18 protein-coding genes are annotated in these 23,251 nt (G+C 44.8%); 7 read left to right on the top strand and 11 right to left on the bottom strand.

Annotated elements, in window-relative coordinates; all coding sequences use genetic code 11:
• Window positions 1–13 precede the first annotated feature (13 nt).
• Both L4D12_RS17975 and gspS2 read left to right on the top strand, forming a co-directional pair.
• A complete protein-coding gene (locus L4D12_RS17975; RefSeq protein WP_428449209.1) occupies window positions 14–316 on the top strand; it encodes a YciI family protein in 303 nt (100 codons plus the stop codon).
• Between the two features lie 15 nt (window positions 317–331).
• Window positions 332–730 (top strand): type II secretion system pilot lipoprotein GspS-beta, encoded by a 399-nt coding sequence (gene gspS2 / locus L4D12_RS17970; protein WP_428449208.1) that lies wholly within the window; start codon window positions 332–334, stop codon window positions 728–730.
• A gap of 109 nt (window positions 731–839) precedes the next feature.
• Here gspS2 and L4D12_RS17965 read toward each other — a convergent pair whose 3' ends face one another.
• Both L4D12_RS17965 and L4D12_RS17960 read right to left on the bottom strand, forming a co-directional pair.
• Window positions 840–1,778: a class I SAM-dependent methyltransferase gene (locus L4D12_RS17965; RefSeq protein WP_428449207.1), complete on the bottom strand. Its 939-nt coding sequence runs from the start codon at window positions 1,776–1,778 to the stop codon at window positions 840–842.
• Window positions 1,779–2,295: 517 nt separating this feature from the next.
• Entirely contained in the window at window positions 2,296–2,982 is a 687-nt protein-coding gene (locus L4D12_RS17960) for a TIGR01621 family pseudouridine synthase (RefSeq protein ID WP_428449206.1), read from the bottom strand.
• Window positions 2,983–3,189: 207 nt separating this feature from the next.
• Between L4D12_RS17960 and cls the strand changes: the two genes are divergently transcribed.
• On the top strand, window positions 3,190–4,647 hold the full coding sequence (gene cls, locus L4D12_RS17955; RefSeq protein WP_428449205.1) for a cardiolipin synthase: 1,458 nt from the start codon (window positions 3,190–3,192) through the stop codon (window positions 4,645–4,647).
• Between the two features lie 105 nt (window positions 4,648–4,752).
• Here cls and L4D12_RS17950 read toward each other — a convergent pair whose 3' ends face one another.
• From L4D12_RS17950 to nirB, 4 genes are read right to left on the bottom strand one after another with little or no spacing between them, the layout of a single operon-like run.
• Complete coding sequence (locus L4D12_RS17950) at window positions 4,753–6,504, bottom strand: bifunctional protein-serine/threonine kinase/phosphatase (protein ID WP_428449204.1); 1,752 nt, start codon at window positions 6,502–6,504, stop codon at window positions 4,753–4,755.
• Window positions 6,505–6,519: 15 nt separating this feature from the next.
• Entirely contained in the window at window positions 6,520–7,995 is a 1,476-nt protein-coding gene (locus L4D12_RS17945) for a NarK family nitrate/nitrite MFS transporter (RefSeq protein ID WP_428449203.1), read from the bottom strand.
• 10 nt (window positions 7,996–8,005) lie between these two features.
• A complete protein-coding gene (gene nirD, locus L4D12_RS17940) occupies window positions 8,006–8,371 on the bottom strand; it encodes a nitrite reductase small subunit NirD (protein WP_428449202.1) in 366 nt (121 codons plus the stop codon).
• Window positions 8,368–10,971 carry a nitrite reductase large subunit NirB gene (gene nirB / locus L4D12_RS17935; RefSeq protein ID WP_428449201.1) on the bottom strand — a complete coding sequence of 868 codons (2,604 nt, stop codon included), beginning with the start codon at window positions 10,969–10,971 and terminating at the stop codon, window positions 8,368–8,370. The genes nirD and nirB overlap by 4 nt, the downstream gene beginning before the upstream one ends.
• Before the next feature lie 401 nt (window positions 10,972–11,372).
• Here nirB and L4D12_RS17930 point away from each other — a divergent pair, with 401 nt between their 5' ends.
• From L4D12_RS17930 to L4D12_RS17920, 3 genes are all read left to right on the top strand, one after another.
• A complete protein-coding gene (locus L4D12_RS17930; RefSeq protein ID WP_428449200.1) occupies window positions 11,373–14,156 on the top strand; it encodes a molybdopterin-dependent oxidoreductase in 2,784 nt (927 codons plus the stop codon).
• A gap of 438 nt (window positions 14,157–14,594) precedes the next feature.
• A complete protein-coding gene (locus L4D12_RS17925; protein WP_428449199.1) occupies window positions 14,595–16,259 on the top strand; it encodes an ABC transporter substrate-binding protein in 1,665 nt (554 codons plus the stop codon).
• A gap of 178 nt (window positions 16,260–16,437) precedes the next feature.
• Window positions 16,438–16,866, top strand: coding sequence for a GFA family protein (locus L4D12_RS17920; protein ID WP_428449198.1), 429 nt, complete (start codon window positions 16,438–16,440; stop codon window positions 16,864–16,866).
• A 70-nt stretch (window positions 16,867–16,936) separates the two neighbouring features.
• Here L4D12_RS17920 and L4D12_RS17915 read toward each other — a convergent pair whose 3' ends face one another.
• Window positions 16,937–17,491: a YbhB/YbcL family Raf kinase inhibitor-like protein gene (locus L4D12_RS17915; RefSeq protein ID WP_428449197.1), complete on the bottom strand. Its 555-nt coding sequence runs from the start codon at window positions 17,489–17,491 to the stop codon at window positions 16,937–16,939.
• Between the two features lie 165 nt (window positions 17,492–17,656).
• On the opposite strand from L4D12_RS17915, the gene L4D12_RS17910 reads away from it, so the two are divergent.
• Window positions 17,657–18,628 carry a LysR substrate-binding domain-containing protein gene (locus L4D12_RS17910; RefSeq protein WP_428449196.1) on the top strand — a complete coding sequence of 324 codons (972 nt, stop codon included), beginning with the start codon at window positions 17,657–17,659 and terminating at the stop codon, window positions 18,626–18,628.
• 234 nt (window positions 18,629–18,862) lie between these two features.
• On the opposite strand, the gene L4D12_RS17905 is transcribed toward L4D12_RS17910, so the two are convergent.
• The 4 genes from L4D12_RS17905 to L4D12_RS17890 form a co-directional block, all read right to left on the bottom strand.
• A complete protein-coding gene (locus L4D12_RS17905) occupies window positions 18,863–19,705 on the bottom strand; it encodes a DNAase (RefSeq protein WP_428449195.1) in 843 nt (280 codons plus the stop codon).
• A 117-nt stretch (window positions 19,706–19,822) separates the two neighbouring features.
• A complete protein-coding gene (locus L4D12_RS17900) occupies window positions 19,823–20,665 on the bottom strand; it encodes a DNAase (protein WP_428449194.1) in 843 nt (280 codons plus the stop codon).
• 117 nt (window positions 20,666–20,782) lie between these two features.
• Complete coding sequence (locus L4D12_RS17895) at window positions 20,783–21,625, bottom strand: DNAase (protein ID WP_428449193.1); 843 nt, start codon at window positions 21,623–21,625, stop codon at window positions 20,783–20,785.
• Window positions 21,626–21,646: 21 nt separating this feature from the next.
• Entirely contained in the window at window positions 21,647–22,870 is a 1,224-nt protein-coding gene (locus L4D12_RS17890) for a hypothetical protein (RefSeq protein ID WP_428449192.1), read from the bottom strand.
• Window positions 22,871–23,251: the final 381 nt, after the last annotated feature.

Here is a 23,251-nt window from a genome sequence, read left to right as displayed (position 1 = left end):
CAAGGAGAATCCCATGTGGTACGTTATTTTTTCTCAAGATGTTGAGAACAGCCTTGAACGCCGTATGAGCGTACGTGACAAACACCTTGCCCGACTTCACGATCTGCAAGAACAAGGTCGTCTACTCGTAGCAGGGCCTATGCCAGCCATTGATAGTGACAATCCTGGTGAAGCGGGTTTTACCGGATCAACCGTTATTGCACAATTCAACTCACTGGAAGAAGCTCAATCATGGGCGGATGCGGATCCGTATATTGACGCAGGTGTGTATGCGAACGTTATCGTTAAACCGTTTAAAAAAGTCTTACCCCAGTAACGCCTGTAGGAATAGATGAATATGTTAAAACGTACGTTCACCCTACTTGCCATCGCATTGCTTGCCGGATGCTCATCAACCCCTTCTGAAGAAGAAGCGATTATGGCCATGGCGAAAAGCCGTGCTATGACAATTAACAGCAAAGCGCCTTATCAGAAAATTGATCAATACCAGATCATGAAAGCGAAAGCGCGTGAGAACGTCGTTGAAATCACCATTTTATATGGCGGCGGTGGCAATACTCCACCGACCAAAGCGGCCAGTAATACCGTCGTTAATTACTGTAATAACCCAGAGCTTAACCCAACATTAAACGGCGGCGTGAACTACAACATTATCATTATGGATATGCGTGGTCGCCCGATGGTCACTCAGCCAATCACCGCAGAAGTCTGCCAGCAGATAACACATTGACCGTTCATTATTGAGCAGCCAGCGGCCTTCTCACGGTTAATAATGAAAACGCCAGCGGATGCTGGCGTTTTAGCAAGTGAAAATAAGCCATTATTAACGGCGATAGTGATTACTGTCGCTCGAAGATCAGCACTTTCAATCCACCTTCAGGATCAATATCTTTAAACTCAGGTGGGTTTTCCAAACGTTCCTGATAGATCAGCTCCGGCGCTTCTGCCGCCATGCCATCAATCAAGAAAGAGGCGGAAACACCGGGATCATTCACGCAGGCAACCACTTGCCCCTGTGGTGTCAACAATTCCGGTAATCGACGTAAAATTTTCTGATAATCCTGCGTCAAGGCAAAACTGCCCTTCTGGAATGATGGCGGATCAATAATGATCATGTCATACGGACCCAACTTGCGCACTTTTCCCCATGACTTAAAGAGTTCATGCCCAAGAAAACTGACTTTTTTCAGATCATGATCATTGAGATGGTGGTTATCACGACCACGGCTCAGCGCCGCTCTCGCCATATCTAAATTCACTACATGCTCTGCCCCGCCAGCAATAGCTGCAACGGAAAAACCGCAGGTATAAGCAAATAGATTTAATACTCGCTTACTGTCAGCATGGCGCATTACCCACTCACGACCATAACGCATATCTAAAAACAGACCGTTATTCTGTTTACGACCCAAATCCAGCTTAAATACCAAGCCATTCTCAACGACATCTTGATATTCACTACTCTCACCCCACAACACTTCCAGTGGCGATCCCGGACGGTCACGGTGTTGCAGTAATAAAGACTTGGCACCTGACTGCTGCCAGACGGGTGTTTCGACCAGTGCTTCTAGCACAGTCTGTAATTGAGTCAGAAACGCTTCAGATGGCTCTTTAAATAAAGACACCAAAACCTGACCCGATAGCCAGTCAACCGTCAACTGCTCCAATCCTGGCCAGCAACGACCACGGCCATGAAATAATCGGCGAACTTCTGCTGGCGGTGTAGCCAGTTCAGCATGTAAGTGTTGTTCGAAGGTTTTTAGCGCACTTATTTCCATAACGTTACTGCGTTGAGTCAATGAAGGGCGCTATTCTATGCGAGATGGTCAGTAATGATAAGGGCATTCAGGGAATGAGTTTGATCTTTTCCTGCTCACAATGGCGGCAATCGGCAAGTAGAACATACTCAACTTCCATTCTTGCGCGGTGTAGGCGACGGAGCCGTTTTTTGATGATTTTTTGATATCGACGAAATGACGCCTGCCCCCAAAAACGTGTTTTTATTTTTTTCTTTTTTAACCGCATACGAAGCGATATAGAACGGGTATGGCGCATGATGATTCTCGATCTAGGTATTTTCCTAGACGGGCATTATAAGTGAACTTTCATCACCTTGAAATTAATATTGGCTAAATAACCACCAATCAAGCCAATAAAACGTAAGAAAATATCGGCTTAGCCTCTTTTAACAGCAATATGGCTTGTTTTACCAGCCTAAAATCAAAAAAGGTGGTTACGTAATAACCACCTTTTTCACTCACCCGTTTTCTCATCGTAAGCGCTATATTTTGCGCATTACTTCTTGCTCGGTAAAACAGGCCAATTGAGTGTCCATGGCATTTTCCATTGTGCTAACCCTTGTTGAATATCATCACCCTGCCACAATTCACCACGTACCGGCGGGCAAACAAACTGCCATTGCTCACCCAGATATGGAAAACGTAACGCATAAGCATGCAGATAACCGCGATCAGCCCCTTCACTGCCATAAATATCATCACCGGTAATTCCCGAACCGACACTGCGCAGTGCCACGCGAATTTGGTGGGTTTTACCGGTATGCGGTTTGCATAAAAACAAACGCCTGCCATTGCCGGCTGTAGTGGAAAAAAATTGGGTGATCGCCGGATTCTCACGGCTCGATTCCAACTTCCAACTACTGCGACGGGATCGGGTCATATCGCCAATCACCACGCCCTGCTTCTTCTTCGGCTTTTTCGATCCAATCGCCAAATAAAACTTCTCGACCACCCGATGAGCAAAATTCGCCGACAGCGCTGACGCCGCATCATGATGGCGGCCAAGCAATAAAAGACCTGAGGTCATTTTATCGAGCCTGTGGATCAGATACAGTTTGTCATCCCCGGTCTGGCGCGCCACTTCAGTCAATAACGCCAACTCATTATCATCTTTATGGACACTGATCCCAGGATGCTTATCGATAACCAGAAAGTCAGGGTGCTCAAAAACCAGGGTAAACATAACGGTACTCAATCAATAAAAAACGGCAGCAGTATATACCTAAGCTCACTGCTTATGTGCATTCACGACCAAAAATATTCCAGCCTCTTTCTGGATTTTTTCCATCACACCATCACTGTTTTGAGTCTCTGTTTTCATAAATTCCACTGGTATTCCTAGCATATCAAGGCAATATATATACTCATGACACATTAATAAAAAAATCTAATGGAACAATTTTACCAAGTACTGATCTGGGTTGGGGTTTTTCTTTATTGGTTGATGATCGCTGCCGTAAGCATGCGCATTGTCTTCAAACGTCGTGTCGTCGGCGTATCACTAGCCTGGCTCATGATCATCTATGTCGTTCCTGTTGGCGGTGTAATTGCCTATTTACTTTTTGGCGAACTCAATCTTGGAAAAAAACGCGCCGAACGAGCCCGTGACATGTTTCAACCTTATGAAGACTGGTTCCAACGCCTAAACGATGGACCTGGACATCAACCTCACCTGATGAGTGAACATGCCCGCCCAATTAATGATCTCTGTGAAAATCGCCTCGGCATACCCGCACTAAGTGGTAATACCCTGTCACTACAAGATTCACCACAAACGATTCTTCGAGCGCTGGTGGAGGACATCCATCAGGCTCAACATTCAATTCAGATGGAATTCTACATCTGGCATCCTGGCGGATTAGCCGATGATGTTGCCACCGCATTGATTCTTGCAGCCAGACGCGGCGTCGACGTCCGCGTATTACTCGATGCCGCAGGCAGTATGCGCTTCTTCCGCTCCCACTGGCCCAAGTTAATGCGCCATGCTGGCATCCACATCGTAGAAGCATTGGCCGTCAGCCCATTAAGAATGTTTTTGCGTCGGCTTGATCTGCGGATGCACCGCAAAATTGTCGTCATCGATCGGTGCATTGCCTATACCGGATCCATGAACTTAGTCGACCCCGCCTATTTTAAAACCGATGCCGGTGTAGGGCAATGGATTGACGTCATGGTCAGAGTCACGGGCCCTACCGTTGCGGTACTCAACGCTATTCAAGCGTGGGATTGGGAGGTAGAAACGGGTGAGCGCTACCTTCCTCAATTACCTGAATGTGATTTGTCTCATATAAGCAATAATGCCGATATGATCCAAGTCATCCCATCTGGCCCAGGTATGCCAGATGAAATTATTCACCAGACATTACTGCTCAGTATTTATCAAGCTCGTAACAGTGTGGTGATAACAACCCCGTATTTTGTTCCCAGCGAAAACTTGCTTCATGCTCTGAAAGGCGCTGCTTTGCGAGGGGTTACCGTTGATATTGTGATCCCAGATAAAAACGACTCTATCATGGTGGAATGGGCCAGCCGCTCATTCTTCTCAGAGCTGTTATTAGCCGGCGTGAAGATCCATCGCTTCCACGGTGGTTTACTGCATACTAAGTCAGTGGTCATTGATAATAACCATTGCTTAATTGGTACCGTGAATCTGGATATGCGCAGCCTGTGGCTTAACTTCGAAGTGACGCTGGCTGTCGATAATCTCGAGTTTACGCAACAGCTTAACTGGTTGCAGCAAGAATACATCAAGGACTCATCGATGGTCGATAAAGACACATGGCAAGAGCGACATATCACCAACAAGTTGATTGAGCAATTTTTCTATATGTTTAGTCCGTTACTTTAATGGACAGCCCCACACAAAGGCCCTGAATCCTCAGGGCTTTTATCTTTCTCTATTCACCCAGCACCCGTTCTTAACACTAGGGTCTTGCAATCGGACATAACTCGATCAAAACCACAACGCCTGCAGCAGAATAATGCCAAATAAAAATAAGCTAATCAGCTTCCAAAATACAACCGGCGCTTTCTTTTTGAAAGGGAGATGACTGGCTTGCTTGAGTAACTGTTCAGAAGGGCGATAAAGATCTGATGAAAACTCTGACAGGGCCTGATATCGCTGACTCAGCATCGGGTGGCAAGCCTTACTGATCACTAAATCTAACCATGCTGGTAAATCATCCCGATACAGTGACAGTGGCTGATAGATCATCGCACGGCTTGAGGGATACCGGCTGTGCTGAAAACTCAGTGCCGCATAAGGATAATGACCCGATAACATCTCATAGAGAATCACCGCGATAGAAAACAGATCAGATTGCGTACTTACTTCAGTGCCTGCCAAACATTCTGGCGCCATATACTTTGTATCGCCCACTGGGAGTGGTTCATCTATCACAACGGGTACATCTTGAAAGCTCTTCGCCCATACCGTGCCGAAATCAATGATCACAATTTGACCATGGCTATTCATCATGAGGTTTTCGGGTTTCAAATCGCGGTGCACGATACCATGCCGCTGTAACACTCTCACGGCTTTGACGATCTCGCAACCAATGCGCCGGATCTGTTCTAACTCAGGATACGGATTATCATTCATCCACTGCCGGAGTGTCACACCGTCCACCCAGTCACAGACATGGTATAAAAATGATGATGTGTGTGAAAATGGATGAATTTTCATTAATCGAGCATGCGTTAACTGTTCACCTATCCATCCTTCCCGAACAAAACCCTGTAGATAGTGGTAATCCTCCGCATAATTCAGCGACGGCACTTTCAGCACATACTCCCGTCCATCAAAGTCACTGACGGCAAGGTACACATGACTACGTGCTCCACAATGGAGGATCCGGATGATTTTATATTGATCAAGCTGATTACCGACGGCCATCACAGGCGGGATCGCTCGCCGTACCAGCTCTCCGACCATTTCATCCAGCCCCATCTCAGGCAGAGCATCCACACCGAGGATTAAACAGGTACTATTGTCCTGACTCCCTTGTGCCAGAGCCGATTCAACCACACTCTGAGCTTGATGCTCTAAAGACAATGACGGGCACGATAACTGATCAGCCATTGCCGTGGCATTCACCCATTCATGAACCCCGTCTGTAGTGAGTATTAACCGATCCCCCGTTTCGAGCCGTAGCTGCTGATAGTCCACTTCTAGATGCGTATCCATGCCTAGAGCACGGGTTAAAAAATACTGATGACCAAACTGGTGACGACGATGGTCTCGGGTTAATGGTGTCAGTTTTCCCTTACGAAAAAGCGAGACTCGGCTATCGCCGACATGCATGATATGGGCAGTATTGGACTTGATCACCACAGTGCAAAAGGTCGAAACCATACCATTATGGGTCAACTCCCTTTGGCGGCCATGGTGATAAAACCACTGGTTTAATGCATTTAGCACCTTACTCGCGGATTGCTTGACCCCCCAAGTTTGTGGCGTCGCATAATACTCACTAATAAACTGGGTTACTGTGGTATGACTGGCCTGCTGCCCTAGCTCGCTGCAGCTTACGCCATCGGCAATACACGCCACCACGCCCTTATGTGAATATTCACTCTGACAGGCGGGCTGTTTAACGGCAAAGGCATCTTGATTAGTGCTGCGATGGCCTGCACTGGAATATCCACCGACACTTAACCTTAATGAATAACGACTATTTACCAGCACCTCATCCATTACTGCCATCGGCTAACCTCCCTGCTAATTTTTTGCCACGTCAATCATGGTAATACTGCCATCATCATTGACCTCGGCAATTTGGCCTTTTGGCTCCTCCATCATCAACAAGGTGACAAAACCAATCACTGCGGTGCCTGCTATCACATAAAAAAATGTGCTGTAATCAACCAGCGACAGGATAGTGAGATAACACACCGCCCCCACATTGCCATACGCCCCAGTCATTCCGGCAATCTGACCAGTCATACGGCGTTTAATCAAGGGGACCGTGGCAAAAACGGCCCCTTCTCCGGACTGAACAAAGAACGAACACGCCATTGCAGCAACCACCGCGAGCCAAAGTGGCCACTGACTATCAACTTGCCCCATCAAAAAATAACCAACAGCCAAACCTGCCGTTAAAATAAGCAATGTCGGCTTACGACCATACTTGTCAGACAACCACCCCCCACCCGGGCGTGACATCAAATTCATAAAGGCATAGGCGGATGCAACCATTCCAGCCATCACGGGTGTTAACTCAAACGTTTCAGAGAAAAAAAGTGGCAGCATAGAAATAACCGCGAGCTCTGATCCGAACGTGGCAAAGTAGAGTACGTTCAATACCGCCACTTGTTTAAACTGATAGCGATGGATCTCAGGTACTGGGTAAATAAATACTGATTTATTAACCTTCCATACTTGACGGACCTCACAACTATAAATCGCGACTAGTAGCCCATATAGCCCCCATGCCACGCTATCTTGTAATAGTCCCACTCCAGTGTCAGACAGTTTCCAGATCAACAAGGCCATTGCGCCATACATGGGTAGCTTCATCAATAACAATAACAAAAAGTCACCCTTAGACGTCACCTCCATCGCGCCGAGATTTTGCGGTTTAAAATAGGTCGCCCCTTTCGGGGTATCCGTCACGTTGTGATAAAAGACCCAAGCAAACACCACGCTAATACCCCCAGTCAGCGCCATTGCATAACGCCAGCCGTCTTCCCCGCCAAACATGACCGCAATCGTTGGTAAGGAAAATGCCACCGCCGCGGAACCAAAATTCCCCCACCCACCATAGATGCCTTCTGCAGTACCCAGCTCATGATGAGGGAACCATTCTGACACCAAGCGAATCCCCACCACAAATCCAGCACCGATGAGCCCCAATGCAAACCGCGCTATCGCCGCTTGAACAAAATTGTCAGCCAATGCAAACGCAAAACACGGGATAGCACACACCAATAGCAAGCCGCTATACGCCAACCGTGGACCATATTTGTCGGTCAGCATCCCGATAATGACCCGTGCCGGAATGGTAAAAGCAACATTAAGAATAAGTAGGGTTTTAATCTCGGCAGTTGTTAATCCCAATGATTCTTTTACTGCTTGAAGCAAAGGGGGAAAATTAAACCACACCATGAAAGTAATAAAGAAGGCCATCCAGCTCAGGTGGAGGATCTTCATCCGGCCTGAAAATGAAAAGACATTGAATTTGCCTAGATCTGACATTGAATACTCCTTATTCCGAGCCAATGTCGGCATTGTGACTTTCAATTTGTATCGCGCCTTGGTAACAGCGTACTGAATAGGTTTTTAGTCGAACCTCTGCATGCTCCAGACATTGGCCCGTTTGCAAATTAAAGTGCTGTTTATACAACGGCGAAGCGACGACTGCCTCTTCCCCTATCGAACCGATGATCCCCCGCGATAGCACGTTAGCCCCTCCGATGGGATCATAATTGTCCAAGGCATACAGTGAATCGGTTCTTGCGCAGAAAAAAATCGCCACTTGCTGCTGTCCCAGTAGCACACAGGTCCCGGTATGGCTGATCAAATCGTCTTTCTGGCACACCGTCTGCCACGTTACTTGATTCGCGACTGTCATGAACGGCTCTCCTCAGTAATATCTAAGACATCAATCTGCCTTTCCTGCACAGATACCGGGCGACGTTGTCCCCGTTCAATAACATAAGCGAGCTGGCTATCACCTTGGTCACTGTTTTGAAAATGCCTGAATCGCTTGAGCTTCTGTGGTGAAGACAAGGTCGTTTTCCATTCGCATTGATAGTGGCTCAATGTCTCAGCCATATCAGCTTCCAGCTCTGCGGCAATTCCAAGATGATCATCAATGACAACCTGTTTAAGATAATCCAATCCACCATCCAGATTTTCCAACCAGACGGAGGTGCGCTGCAAACGATCAGCAGTGCGGATATAGAACATCAATAACCGATCGACATAGGTAAGCAATGTCAGCTCATCCAAATCAGAAGCGAACAGATCCGCATGCCGTGGACGCATTCCCCCGTTGCCACACACATACAAATTCCAGCCCTTCTCCGTCGCGATGAGCCCAATATCTTTCGACTGGGCTTCTGCACATTCTCGAGTACAACCTGAGACGGCAAATTTGAGCTTATGCGGTGCGCGAAGCCCCTTGTAGCGATTTTCCAGCTCAACCGCGAACCCGACACTGTCTTTCACCCCATACCGACACCACGTACTGCCCACACACGACTTCACTGTTCGTACCGACTTGCCATAGGCATGGCCCGTTTCAAATCCCGCATCCACTAACTGTTGCCAAATCTGTGGTAACTGATGCAGCTGGGCGCCAAATAAATCCACCCGTTGGCCACCGGTGATCTTGGTGTAGAGCTCAAACTGCTTGGCAACGTCGCCAAGAACGATCAACTTATCTGGCGTGATTTCACCGCCGGGAATACGCGGTACTACCGAGTACGTCCCGTCTTTTTGCATATTACCGAGGTAAATATCATTGGTGTCCTGCAGCTCCATATGACTGTCTTCCAGCACATAGTCATTCCAGAACGAGGCCAATATCGAGCCCACCGCAGGCTTGCACACATCACAACCAAGACCGCGACCATGGCTCGTAATCAAGTCATCAAAGGTTTTTATCTGCTTAACCCGCACAATGTCGGCCAACGCTTGACGGGAATAGGCAAAATGCTCACACAGATGATCGCTGACGACTACCCCCATACTAGCCAGCTCCGCGTCCAGCACTTGCTTCGCTAATACGGTACACCCCCCGCACCCTGTTGAGGCTTTAGTGGTTGATTTCAAGGCGCTCATGTCAGAGCACCCCGCAGCAACCGCTTGCCTGATATCCCCTTTGCTGACGTCATAACAGGAACAAATTGACGCACTATCGGGCAACGCTTCAATCCCCGTAGGCATCCCCTTACCACCGCTATCCCCTTCACTTGCAAGCTGAGGCAAGATCAGTACCGCCGGATTCTCAGGCAGGGGCAAATCATTGAGCTTGATTTGCAATAACGTGTTGTAGCTTTCCACATCCCCGACCAGCACCGCCCCCAACACCTTGTCACCTTCCGGAGACAGAATCAGTCGCTTGTATACTTGTTCTATATCATCACTATAGGTGTAAGACTGCGCCCCTTCTGTCACACCATGTGCGTCACCAATGCTGGCAACATCCACGCCTAGCAACTTGAGCTTGGTGCTCATATCGGCCCCGGTAAACGCACGATTTACCGCCTTACCCTCCTCGCTCTTATTCGGCCCGATTTGATTCTGAATAAGATTGTGAGCAAGCACTTTCGCCATCTGATAACCGGGAGCAACCAAACCAAAAATCCTCTCCTGCCATAAAGCACACTCACCGATAGCGTAAATATTTTCGATGCTGGTTTGGCAGTGATCATCAATCACAATACCGCCTCTCGATCCCACCTCGATGCCACTTTGGCGAGCTAACGCATCTTGCGGCCTGATCCCCGCTGAGAAAATAATCATATCGGTTTCAAGAAATGACCCATCAGCAAAGTTCATCCGATAACGACAACACTCACCCGCAACGATCTCCGTGGTCGCCTTGTCGGTATGAACGTTGACTCCCAACGCTTCTATTTTCTGTCGGAGTAATTGTCCACCGCCGCTATCTAATTGCACGGCCATTAACTGGGGGGCAAATTCCACCACATGGGTGACTAACCCCATCGATTTAAGGGCATTCGCCGCTTCTAGTCCCAGCAGGCCACCACCGACTACCACCCCACACTCACTCTGACAACCTGATTGTTCAATCGCGTCTAAATCTTCTATCGTGCGGTAGACATGGCAATGACGTTGATCGTTACCCGGAATGGGCGGAACAAAAGGGAACGAACCCGTAGCCAAGACCAACACGTCATACCTCTCTCTTCGCCCAGACGCGGTGATCACGGCTTGATACTGATGATCAATCTCCACAACCGCGTCTCCCAACACGTAGCTAACACCATGCTGCTGGTAATACGCTTCATCCGTCAGGGCTAAGTCACTGGCCGTTTTACCACTGAAATAATGGCTCAACTGAACCCGGTCATAAGCCAACCTTGGCTCTTCACTAAAGGTGATGATGTCAAACTCACTGGCACGGTCCTGTGCCAAGATATCTTCAATAAACTTATGACCGACCATTCCGTTACCGACCACAACGATTCGCTGTTTCATCATCGTTCCTCCCGAGATGCTGACACATAATCTCTACTCATTACGAACAACACAGAGCAAAGACAGTGCCATCCGCCAACGAACCAACAGCAACCAATTAGCAAGCAATTGTTAAATAAGATGTTATTGATCCTTATAGCTGATTACCCTGAAATGGTAAAACATGCCACTGCCTATTCTGATGCACCTGTCCCGTGCAACATCCTCTGGCTTGCACCAATCTAGCCAAAAGATCTGCCCCCTCTATGCACACCGACACACTGAGTTAATCACGAAACCTATTACCACCAATGCATGAATAGCGAGAGCAAGGCACCTCATTTCTCACCTCGATTTGATATTGGCGTGGTTATTGCTGAGGTTATGGGTGCAACAATACGTTAATGCTGATAGAGGAGATCGTCATGGAAAACAATACCGAGGGATGGATCAAAACCACCTGTGCTTACTGTGGCGTCGGATGTGGTGTAGAAGCGCGTCCCAATGCACAAGGCTCTCTGGATATTCGTGGCGATAAGTCTCACCCCGCCAATTACGGCAAGCTATGCTCGAAAGGGTTAGCTCTGGGTGAAACGGTAGGGGCACACGGCCGATTACTACAGCCACAGATAGAGGGGAAACCTCACTCTTGGGAGCGGGCCCTGAATCATGTAGCCGATAAATTTAATCAACTCATTGAGCAATACGGTAAACAAGCAGTGGCGTTTTATGTCTCTGGCCAGTTACTCACTGAAGATTACTACGTCGCCAACAAGCTGATGAAAGGGTTCATCGGCAGCAGCAATATCGATACTAATTCCCGCCTGTGCATGTCATCCAGTGTTGCAGGCCACCAGCGAGCCTTTGGTGCCGACATTGTTCCGGGCTGCTATGAGGATATAGAACTGGCTGATCTGGTGATTCTGGCAGGTTCCAACCTAGCATGGTGTCATCCGGTGCTTTACCAACGTTTACGGGCCGCAAAAGCTGAACGCAACACCAAAGTGATCGTGATTGATCCCAGAAAAACAGCCAGCTGTGACATTGCTGATCTGCATCTTGCCCTCAAACCCGGCAGCGATATCGCCTTGTTTAATGGGTTGCTGGCTTACCTGAGTGAGCACAATTATCTCAATCAGGATTACATTAACGCGCACACGGAGGGTATCGATTCGGCCCTCGATACAGCTTACCGCTTTGGTGATATTGGATCGGTTCAGGCTACCACTGGTCTAAGCCACTCAGAGATCAACACCTTTTACAGTCTGTTTGCCCGTACACATAAAACCGTCACTCTGTATTCTCAAGGTATCAACCAATCCTCCTCCGGCACTAGTAAAGTCAACAGCATTCTCAACTGCCACCTTGCAACGGGCCGTGTAGGCCTACCCGGCTGTACTCCTTTTTCTGTCACCGGACAACCTAACGCCATGGGGGGGCGGGAAGTCGGTGGCCTTGCCAACATGCTAGCGGCCCATATGTCGTTTGATGATCCGGAGCATCACCAGCTGCTCAGCCAATTCTGGCGCACAGACAACTTATCCACCGCCCCCGGACTCAAAGCCATCGACATGTTTGATGCCGTTGAAAAAGGTGAGATCAAAGCCATTTGGATCATGGCAACTAACCCGGCTGTTACCCTACCCGAGAGCGAGAGAATCAATACGATCCTAGAAAATTGCCCTTTCGTCGTGGTATCTGACTGTATGGCGCAAACTGACACGCTGCGTCATGCAAATGTCGCGCTGCCAGCTCAGGGCTGGAGTGAGAAATCCGGTACAGTCACCAATTCAGAGCGGCGTATTTCACGTCAACGGCGGATCTTACCGACACCGGGAGCGGGCAAACCCGATTGGTGGATCATCAGCGAGATAGGAAAAAGAATGGGCTATCCGACAGCATTCAATTACCGTCATGAAGGCGAGATCTTTAACGAATATGCGGCTATGACCACCCTTAGTAACGATCTGAATCATCACAATCAACGGGGATCTCGCCATCACATTCATCCAGCTAAGAGCCAGGCCTCATCATCGACACCCCGGTTACTCAACCTTCAAGGGCTGATCAACCTCAGTCCCCAGCAATACCACCAACTGTCGCCACAACAATGGCCTGTCTATCTATGTAACCAGCCCACCACTCGACTACTGAGCAACGGGCAATTTCTAACCCCCTCAGGAAAAGGGCAATTTATTGCGACTCCATTCCAACAACCAGCCTCTTCACCCTGCCAGCAATATCCGCTGATCCTCAATACGGGTCGGATCCGCGATCACTGGCATACCTTGACCCGTACCGGATTATCAGCCCGATTGTCTGAACATATCAGCGAACCCTTTATTACCTTACACCCACTTGATGCCGAGAGTTATGATTTAAAATCCGGGCAACTGGCACAGTTATCAAGCCACTATGGTCAAGCATGCTTACGGGTAAAAATCAGCCAAGATAGCCATATCGGGCACGCCTTTGCTCCGTTTCACTGGAGTAACAGCACGACCAGCCTCGGCAAGATCAACAGCCTTATCGGCACACATCGCGATCCATTATCCGGCCAGCCCGAGTTCAAATATACCCCGATCAATCTTACTCCAGTCACTGGCAACAGCGAGGCATGGCTTGTCACTCAAGCCATAATCACCAAACAACAATTTCAGCAATATGCTATCGAGAATTGGGTGTTACAGCGTATCCAGCATGGTTACCTATACCGGATCATTTCCGAGCAGATGCCCCAACAGCTCTCTATCCAACTCCAGCACTTGCTCACAAACACGGACAGTGTATCAGACCCCCATGAAAGACCGCGGCAACATCTCGTAATACAAAACCACCGCGAATATCGCGTTGTGCACCTCAACGATCATCATATTCAAGCGGCCTCTGTCGTCACCCATGCACAAAATAAGCTTGATAAAGACTACCTGTATACCCTGCTTAACTGTCCACTCAGCGATCTCGCGGTTCAAGCCATACTGACTGGTCAGTCATCACCCGATCACCAAACGGGACGAACAATCTGCGCGTGTAAAAAAGTAGGTGTTCACACCATTACCCAAGCGATAAAAACACATCAGCTCAACTCTATACAAGGGATCAAACATTGTACTCAAGCGGGAAGCGGATGTGGCAGTTGCCTGCCTGAATTACAATGCTTACTCGACGAAGCAAACAACACCGTAATAAAGCACACGATAGACGCATAAATTCAAGGGATATCACTCACGCATGGCCATAACCCAAGGCAATAGCAGCACATTACTCCCCACTTAATTTATTTCCCCTTGTCACAAATTTATGTAACTACGTGACTAATTGATTTAATTATCATTTTGAAGCCATGAAATGCTGCATTCTCTACAAGGGGGGGTTGACAACCCCCTCACGCCTCAGACTCAACGTGCAATTTGTAATCAAATCAACCCATTCTATTTTTTAACAAATCATCTTCTCGAGGTGAGATCACGAAAGCCTCTTCACCTCACATATTGCTGTTACATTTTGAAACACATTTGCTTGTTCACACAAAAGCAAAACTGAAACATTCCATCACTGGACGCTTTTTCACTTCCTATTAATCACACAATATAGCTAGGTGTTTATATTTCAGTTTCAATTTTCCACTTAATATAAGAGAGAAGTAGATGAAAAAATTGGCTCTTGTGGCTGCGTTAATGAGTGTGTCTGGCATGAGTGCCGCGCAACAAAACGTTGATGAAATGTCGCAACTCACCATCGTCCCGAACCATAACCCGACGATGATTCGCAATTTTAACCCTTACCTGCCAACACGACTGCATACCGCGCGTGATTTCATCTACGAATCACTAGTCATTTTCAATGAATTAAAAGGTAATACGCCGGAATACCGCCTAGCAACAAACTACTATTTTAGCGACGACTTAAAACGCATTACCTTTGAAATTCGTGATGGCGTAAAATGGTCCGACGGCACCCCATTTACGGCTAATGATGTTGCTTATACCTTTAACAATATTAAAGCGGTACCGGCATTGGATGACCGTGGTGTCAATAAGCTAATCGACAAAGTCGAGGCAACCGACAGCAAAACCGTTACTTTCCACCTCAGCGAAATTAACACTAATGCAGCCTATGAGATTGTTCAGGTTCCTGTTATACCAGAGCATATCTGGAAGAAAGTATCTGATCACACCACATTCGTTAACCCGAATCCAGTTGGTACTGGCCCGTTCACTGAAATTCCACGCTTTACCTCAACCCTTTTCCTGCAGTGTCGTAACCCCAATTACTGGGATAACGCCGACTTAGACGTTGACTGTTTACGTGTACCGCAATATAACCACAACGACCAAGTGCTTGCCGCACTGATCAACTCTGAAGTCGACTGGGGTGGGTCTTTTGTTCCAGACATTGACAGTACCTTTGTCGCCGCCTCTAAGAACCATGGCTACTGGTATACCGCAGCGGGTACCCAGTCATTTGTCTTTAACTTTAAATCAAGCGATCCGGTCAAACAGGAAGCATTGAATAACATCGATTTCCGTCGTGCTTTCTCTATGGCACTTGATCGCCAGTCAGTCATCGATATTGCCAACTATGGCAACGGTACTGTCAACGACTTCGCATCAGGTCTTGGTTACGCATTTGAAGCTTGGTCAAACGAAGAAACCCATAACAAATACCGCCCTTACATGACCTTCAACACTGATGCCTCTAAAGCGTTACTGAAAAAAGCGGGCTTTGTTGATAAAGATAAAGACGGCTTTGTTGAAACACCATCAGGCAAGCAACTGACGCTAGAAATTCAATCCCCGGGTGGCTGGACAGACTTCAATAACGTGGTCATTCTTGCTGCAGAACAATTAGCCGAAGTGGGTATTCGCATTGACGTGAAAACACCTGATTTCGCGGTTTATAACATGGAAATGTTGAATGCGGGTTATGACATTGCGTTCACCAACTATTTCCATGGGCCAACGCCACACAAATACTGGAGCAGCGCTTACCATTCTAAGTTGCAGACTGGCGAGAGTGTTCCACGCTTTGCCATGCACTTCTGGAACGACAAAAACCTAGATAAGTTACTGGATGGTTTCTATAAAACTGACAAACGCGATGAGCAAATGAAGATCGCCCATCAGATCCAAAACATCATTGCAGAACAGCAAGTCACTGTACCTGTTATCTCAGGCTCCAACTTCTACCAGTACAACACCCAACGCTTTACTGGTTGGTGGAGCAGCGACAATGCTAAAGGCCGCCCAATGCCATGGGAAGGTACACCAGAGCGTGTGTTACACGTGCTTGATTTGAAGCCAGTGAAATAAGCAACACCACTACCATCATAAACCCCGCTTCGGCGGGGTTTCGTTGTTGTATCTATGACGATCATCTGGCTTAGCACTGACTCACCTCACTTTTCTAATACGCTCATCACGCCACCTTTGACTGTATATAATTACAGTATTATTATGCAGTCTCGATAACTTGAAAGGATGCAGCCTAATGCCAGATTCAGCGCAAAAAATCACCCACTGCCTGTGCGGTGCCGTCAAAATAACGGTGACAACAGTTAACCCTAAATTTACCGTATGTCACTGCCAAATGTGCCGTACATGGGGAGGAGGCCCCTTCTTTGCCGTGCAGTGTGGCACCGAGGTCACCATTGACGGTGAAGTAAAAGAATTTGACTCGTCAGCCTGGGCAGCACGCGGCTTTTGCGCTGAGTGTGGGACACATTTGTATGTCCGGTTTAAAAAATACCAAAGTTACAACATGCCAGTTGGCCTGTTTCCTAAGCTGGCAGGGCTGGTGATGGACACGCAATATTTTAATGATAAGCGGCCTGAGTACTACTGCTTTACGAATCAAACCAAAACGATGACAGAAGCCGAAATACAGGCTTTTTTTGCCGCTGACTTAGCAGAAGAGTAGCAATCATCCACATAAAAAAAAGCCACTAAAGCAGCAGCTTCAGTGGCTAGATATACATACAACGCAATGGTTATTTACGTGTATTGGTAGGCGCGGTTAGAACAGCTTTATCAATCACATGACCAAGGATGTTATAACCAGCAAGTGCAGGAGAGGCATTGGCTGGCAAGTCAATTTTCGCAGTATTTAATGCATAAACCGTAATTTCATAGTTATGGGGTTTAGCATGAGGTGGTGGGCAAGCACCGCCAAAACCCTTAAAGCCGAAATCGTTAGTCACCATGCTTGCACCTGCTGGTAAATTCTTACCATCCGCATTACCCGCACCTTCTTTTAGCGAATGCACGTTCGCTGGAATATTCACCGCAACCCAATGCCACCAACCACTACCTGTTGGTGCGTCCGGATCATACATTGTCACAGCAAAACTCTTCGTTCCTGCTGGTGCATCGCTCCATGTTAATTGTGGAGATTCATTGCTACCCGTACAGCCCCATTGATTAAATACTTGAGTACTTTGCAAAGAGTGATCATTGGTGACATCGGCACTTTTTAAGGTCATGGCTTGCGTCATAAAGGCTGGTACTGCGAGTACCACAGCCGCTGCAAGGTGTGTGAATTTCATATTCGCCTCTTGAGTATTTAAAATAGACTCCGGCTATCTCAATGTGTTGAGCATCGTGAGATAGTGGAGCTTCGGTCGTAACCCGGTAAGGTTAAAACATCGATATATGGTCACTGAATGTTCAGCTAAGATGCATCTATCGACAGTTCCTTATGCTTGTCTGGTATGATGCTGGGGTTAACCGCTGATGACAACGCAATAGAATTGGGTTGTGAGGTGAGAAAAAGTAAATTAAAGGCGATTTTGATGAGAGTGATACCACCAATTAAAGCGGTTATTTATTTTGAAGCAGCCGCGCGTCTGCAAAGTTTTAAATTAGCGGCAGAAGAGCTCTGTGTCACCCCTGGAGCCGTCAGTCATCAAATTAATACCTTAGAAGATTTTATTGGCCAAAAGCTGTTTCTCCGCCAAAATCGAGCGATAAAGTTAACCAACTGCGGGTTACGCTATTACGAAAGAACCTTCTCTATTTTAAACGATTTAGAGGTTGCGACCGCTGATCTCGGACGTCACACAAAAAACGCTCAGCTTAAAATTGCGATACCGCCGACATTACTCAATAAGTGGTTGCTACCAAAATTAGATTTTTCGAAAATTGAGCAGCAAGGAATTGAGGTGACCTTTGTCGATACATTAGATCATCTTGATTTTGCCAAAGATAACATTGATATCGCCATTCGATATGGCTTTGAACTTCCAGAAGGTTTTCATTCAGATCATTTATTTACAGAAGAAATGATAGTCGTCTGTGCCCCTGATTATATGGCAAAACCCTATGATGACCTTTCTAGCGAATTTTTGTCATCTTCAACATTAATTTACACGACCAATCGCTTAGTGCAATGGGATGTACTTCTACATCACTACAAGTTAAAACCATCACAAAACCAATCAAAATTGATATTCCAAAACTCAATTCACGCCATTGATGCTGCGGTTTTAGGATTAGGGGTTGCTTTTGTAAATCGAATTTTAGTTGATGATATAATTAAAACAGGAAAGCTGATTGAAGCATTCAAAATCGACATTCAGACAGAGAAAGTACCATCCTATTTTTTGGTTGCTCGTCATGAAAACATGCAGCATGATCATGTCAAATACATTTATGATTATTTAAAAAAATTAGCGACTGATTAATCAACCGTTTGGATTTAATGTCCTTCCTATCGAATTATCGGGTTAATCTATGTTGTGTTAGGTTATCCAAGTCATCATTGCCTACTATCAGATTACTAACCATCATAACTATATTTTTCTATTTTCGTCCTTCAGATTTCATCTCCTAGAGCAACGCTATATTCAGCACACACAAGGTGGCCAGCGTAAGGCTATAACTGGCCAACCATTTTTTTCACGGTACACATATTTCTATCAATGGCTTTCTGTACCAATTTTTTGGATCGGCATATCAATGACTGAATCTACAACACGAGATACGTCTACAGTCTGCATAATTAACCTTTCAAACGTTTCATCCGCATGTCTCACCCACTCTCTGAATTTTTTATTATCCACAGTGGCTTCAATATCATAATGGAATTCAATACTGAGAAAATACTCATCTTTTAATGGCAAGTTATATAAACGAGAGTATTTGTTTTTTTTGTCAATATGTCCTTCGTTATACTTCGAAAAAATATTATTCTCTATTTTAACCTCTTCACATTTTATGGGTGGATAAGCACGAAGAAAACTATCTAATATAAACTCTTTTTTTTCTTTTATTTCATCCTGATTTTCTGGCTCTTCCCCCCAACACCGTTTTGCAAAATCATAAGCTTCATTCATCAGATAGGTGTGTAATCCACGACATGATTTACCATTACCATCTCGATCATGATAATATTCAAAATAATTCTTCTCAAGAAAATCAGACAACGATTTAATATCTTTAACATTAATATTTGACTTTTTCAGCTTTAGACACACAAACACAGAACCGGGGCTATTTATAGGATAAAGTGGATTAATTATTTTTGTATTAAAATAATATTGTGAATAAGCTAATCTTAATACGGTTTCATGATCATCAACTTTCGCCTGTTCAGTAAAATCAATCAATTGAAAAATATGATAGTAATCCTCTCCACTGGTTACATTATGAGGAATGCTCAAAGTGAATAACAGATCATCAATCTGATAAGTATTGGTCCGTAATGAAGAAAAATCGGGTTTCCCTCTAAAACCGTCTTTCATTATTTTAAACAGCCCCATTATCATCTACCCTTGATAATCAAATTTTATGTCACTCACAATTTAAATACCCCACAGGATGACCAGTAGCGAAAACTATTACTGGCCAACCATTTTTTCGCGGTACACATATTTATATCAATGGCTTTCTGTACCAATTTTTTTGATCGGAATATCAATGACTGAATCTACAACACGAGATACGTCTACAGTCTGCATAATTAACCTTTCAAATGTTTCATCTGCATGTCTCACCCACCCTCTGAATTTTTTATTATCCACTGTTGCTTCAATATCATAATGGAATTCAATGCTGATAAAACACTCACCTTTTAATGGCAAATTATATAACCGAGAGTATTTATGTTTTAAGTCAATATTTCCTTCATTATATTTCGAAAAAACATTATTCCCTATTTTAACCTCTTCACATTTTATGGGCGGATATGCGCGAAGAAAGTTTCCAAGAAGAAAATCTTGCTTTCTCTTTATTTTATCTTGGCATTCAGGATCAACTCCCCAACGTTTTTCAGCATATTCTTGTGCTTCATTCATCAAATCAGTATGTCGACCACGATGTGTTTTATTACTCACGACTGAATCGTGATAATATTCAAAATAATTTCTTTCAAGAAAATATGATAGTTTTTTTTCATTATCAATATTTTGACTGGATTTTTTTAGATTAAAATACAAGAAAACAGAACCTGGACTATTAATAGGATAAAGCGGGTTTATTATCTTTGTATTAAAATAATACCTCACATAACCTAAACTTAATACAGTTTCATGATGACTAAGCTTCGCTAAACTTTCAAAATTTCTTAACTGTAAACTAGTATTATCATCATTCCCACTGGTTATATTATGAGGAAAACTTGAGGTGAATAACAGATCATCAATCTGATAGGTATTGGTTCGTAACAATGAAAAATCGGGTTTCCCTCTAAAACCATCTTTCAGTATTTTAAACAGCCCCATTATCATCTACCCTTGATAATCAAATTTTATGTCACTCACAATTTAAATACCCCACAGGATGACCAGTAGCGAAAACTATTACTGGCCAACCATTTTTTCGCGGTACACATATTTATATCAATGGCTTTCTGTACCAATTTTTTTGATCGGCATATCAATGACTGAATCTACAACACGAGATACGTCTACAGTCTGCATAATTAACCTTTCAAATGTTTCATCTGCATGTCTCACCCACTCTCTGAATTTTTTATTATCCACTGTTGCTTCAATATCATAATGGAATTCAATGCTGAGAAAATACTCTTCTTTTAATGGTAAGTTATATAACCGAGAGTATTTGTTTTTTTTATCAATATGTCCTTCGTTATACTTCGAAAAAACATTATTCCCTATTTTAATCTCTTCACATTTTATGGGTGGATAAGCACGAAGAAAACTATCTAATATAAACTCTTTTTTTTCTTTTATTTCGCCCTGATTTTCTGGCTCTTCCCCCCAACACCGTTTCGCAAAATCATAAGCACGATTCATAAACATAGTATGCCGACCACGATATGATTTATTGCTCACCTCTGAGTCATGATAATATTCAAAATAATTCTTCTCAAGAAAATCAGACAACGATTTAATATCTTTAACACTAATATTTAACTTTTTCAGTTTGAGACATACAAACACAGAACCGGGGCTATTTATAGGATAAAGTGGATTAATTATCTTTGTATTAAAATAATATTGTGAATAAGCTAATCTTAATACGGTTTCATGATCATCAACTTTCGCTAGTTCAGCAAAATCAATCAATTGAAAAGTATGATAGTAATCCTCTCCACTGGTTACATTATGAGGAATGCTCAAAGTGAATAGAAGATCATCTATCTGATAAGTATTGGTCCGTAATGAAGAAAAATCGGGTTTCCCTCTAAAACCGTCTTTCATTATTTTAAATAGCCCCATTATTCCTCCTGCTCAATCATGTCATTTATTTGAGTTTGATTTGATATGTGTATCAACATCTTTCAACCGTTTCAAGGCGCTAGCATGACCCGAACTGATCAGTTGCTGTCGATAAGATTCAATCCCAAAGTACGGTAATGTATGGGGGCTAATTGTCATATCAATATTATTTAGAAGTAAACCCATCGATTTAAGGCACTTCATTAAGCTACTGCCTGCTGCCTTCTTCTCACCACCAAAGATATTGGGCACGAGATCAAACGGATTGACTCGGGTTCTGTCGTGATTTACTTTGAGGCCCAGTTTTAATGCTTTACGCCCAATTTTTACTGTGTTGGTTCCCCCGGCATGGACAACCAATTCTTGATTGGTAAGCCTGACAGCAGGATAATTTCTTTCAATATACTGCAAAGCGGAATTAAAAATAATGGCGCCCTGACTGTGTACCGTCCATTTTACTCGCTGACCATGCTGAGCGCAGTGTTTCATCACTGCCGCTAAATGCTTAGCATTATGGGATGTCTTCCAGGTTTTATCAAAACTGCACTCTATTAAGTCTAATGGCGCACCATCTGACGGATTATGAAATAGTGTGTATTCTTTGGGTTTATCTTGCTGATAGGCGACCTGCGTGTGAATCCCCATTAAACCCGCCGCTTTCGTATAATCATTCATCATACCATTCACGGTGACATGCACCGTTCTGACGTTTGACGTGGGTCTTGCCTCAGCGGCATCCCATTCCGCCATCAATAGCTGTACCGCCTCATTATTTTGAGTACCGTCATACTCACCGGTTGCCCCCTCTTTTTTGCTCACGTGATACATTTTGGTGCGCTGATGAGAATTTTTCTCTATTTTACTGCCATGCAGACGCTCATCAAATGCAATATCATGAATAACCACTTCTCCTTGCTTTAGCATACAGGTAATTAAATAATGGTAATTTTTAAACGGATACTTGGTTCGATAAATTCTGATTAACGGATTTTTTTTATGCCGCACCACAGATTGTGAACTGGGGTTCGCTGACACGTAATACATTTCTTTAACCACTTGCTTCTGATCATATTCATTCATTGACGCGAGCATAATCAAAGCTTGCCGAGATATATTAATTTTTTTGCTGCTAAACAACGAAGGGCTGATAAGCCCAGAAAGAAAGGTTTCAAGCCCTTTCACTGAGCGATTGTTTACCGAAAAGCTATCAAACGCGTCTGTCCGTCCTGCAAATTTCCATGTCATTCGTCATATCCATCCCTGTATAAAAATGCTGGCATAAATACTAAACAAAATATTATTTGCTCATAGCCAATACCGCGAATAATTGATTTTTCTTGGATCGGCGTTGAGATCTGTTGCAACACATACGGATGTTGCCCATTTTAGGTTAACCTATATCCCAGAATAACGAATGTCAGTTGATTTGATGACGAGAAAGCAACCGATTTTTCAATGAAATGTCGCCCATAAAAAGGTAAAGAGTATGAACTCAGCCTAGCTTTCTGTTACCTATCTTATTCCGTACCAATACAGTTACGATATCACTTGAGAGACACTGCGTAAGGCGTCCCCAAGGCTTTTTTCACGTAAGTAACAAAAGATCGCACCTGTACTAAGTTTATG

The sequence above is a fragment of the Photobacterium nomapromontoriensis genome, from assembly GCF_050336815.1.
GTDB lineage: Bacteria > Pseudomonadota > Gammaproteobacteria > Enterobacterales > Vibrionaceae > Photobacterium > Photobacterium nomapromontoriensis.
This window is presented reverse-complemented; position numbering and strand designations above follow the sequence as displayed.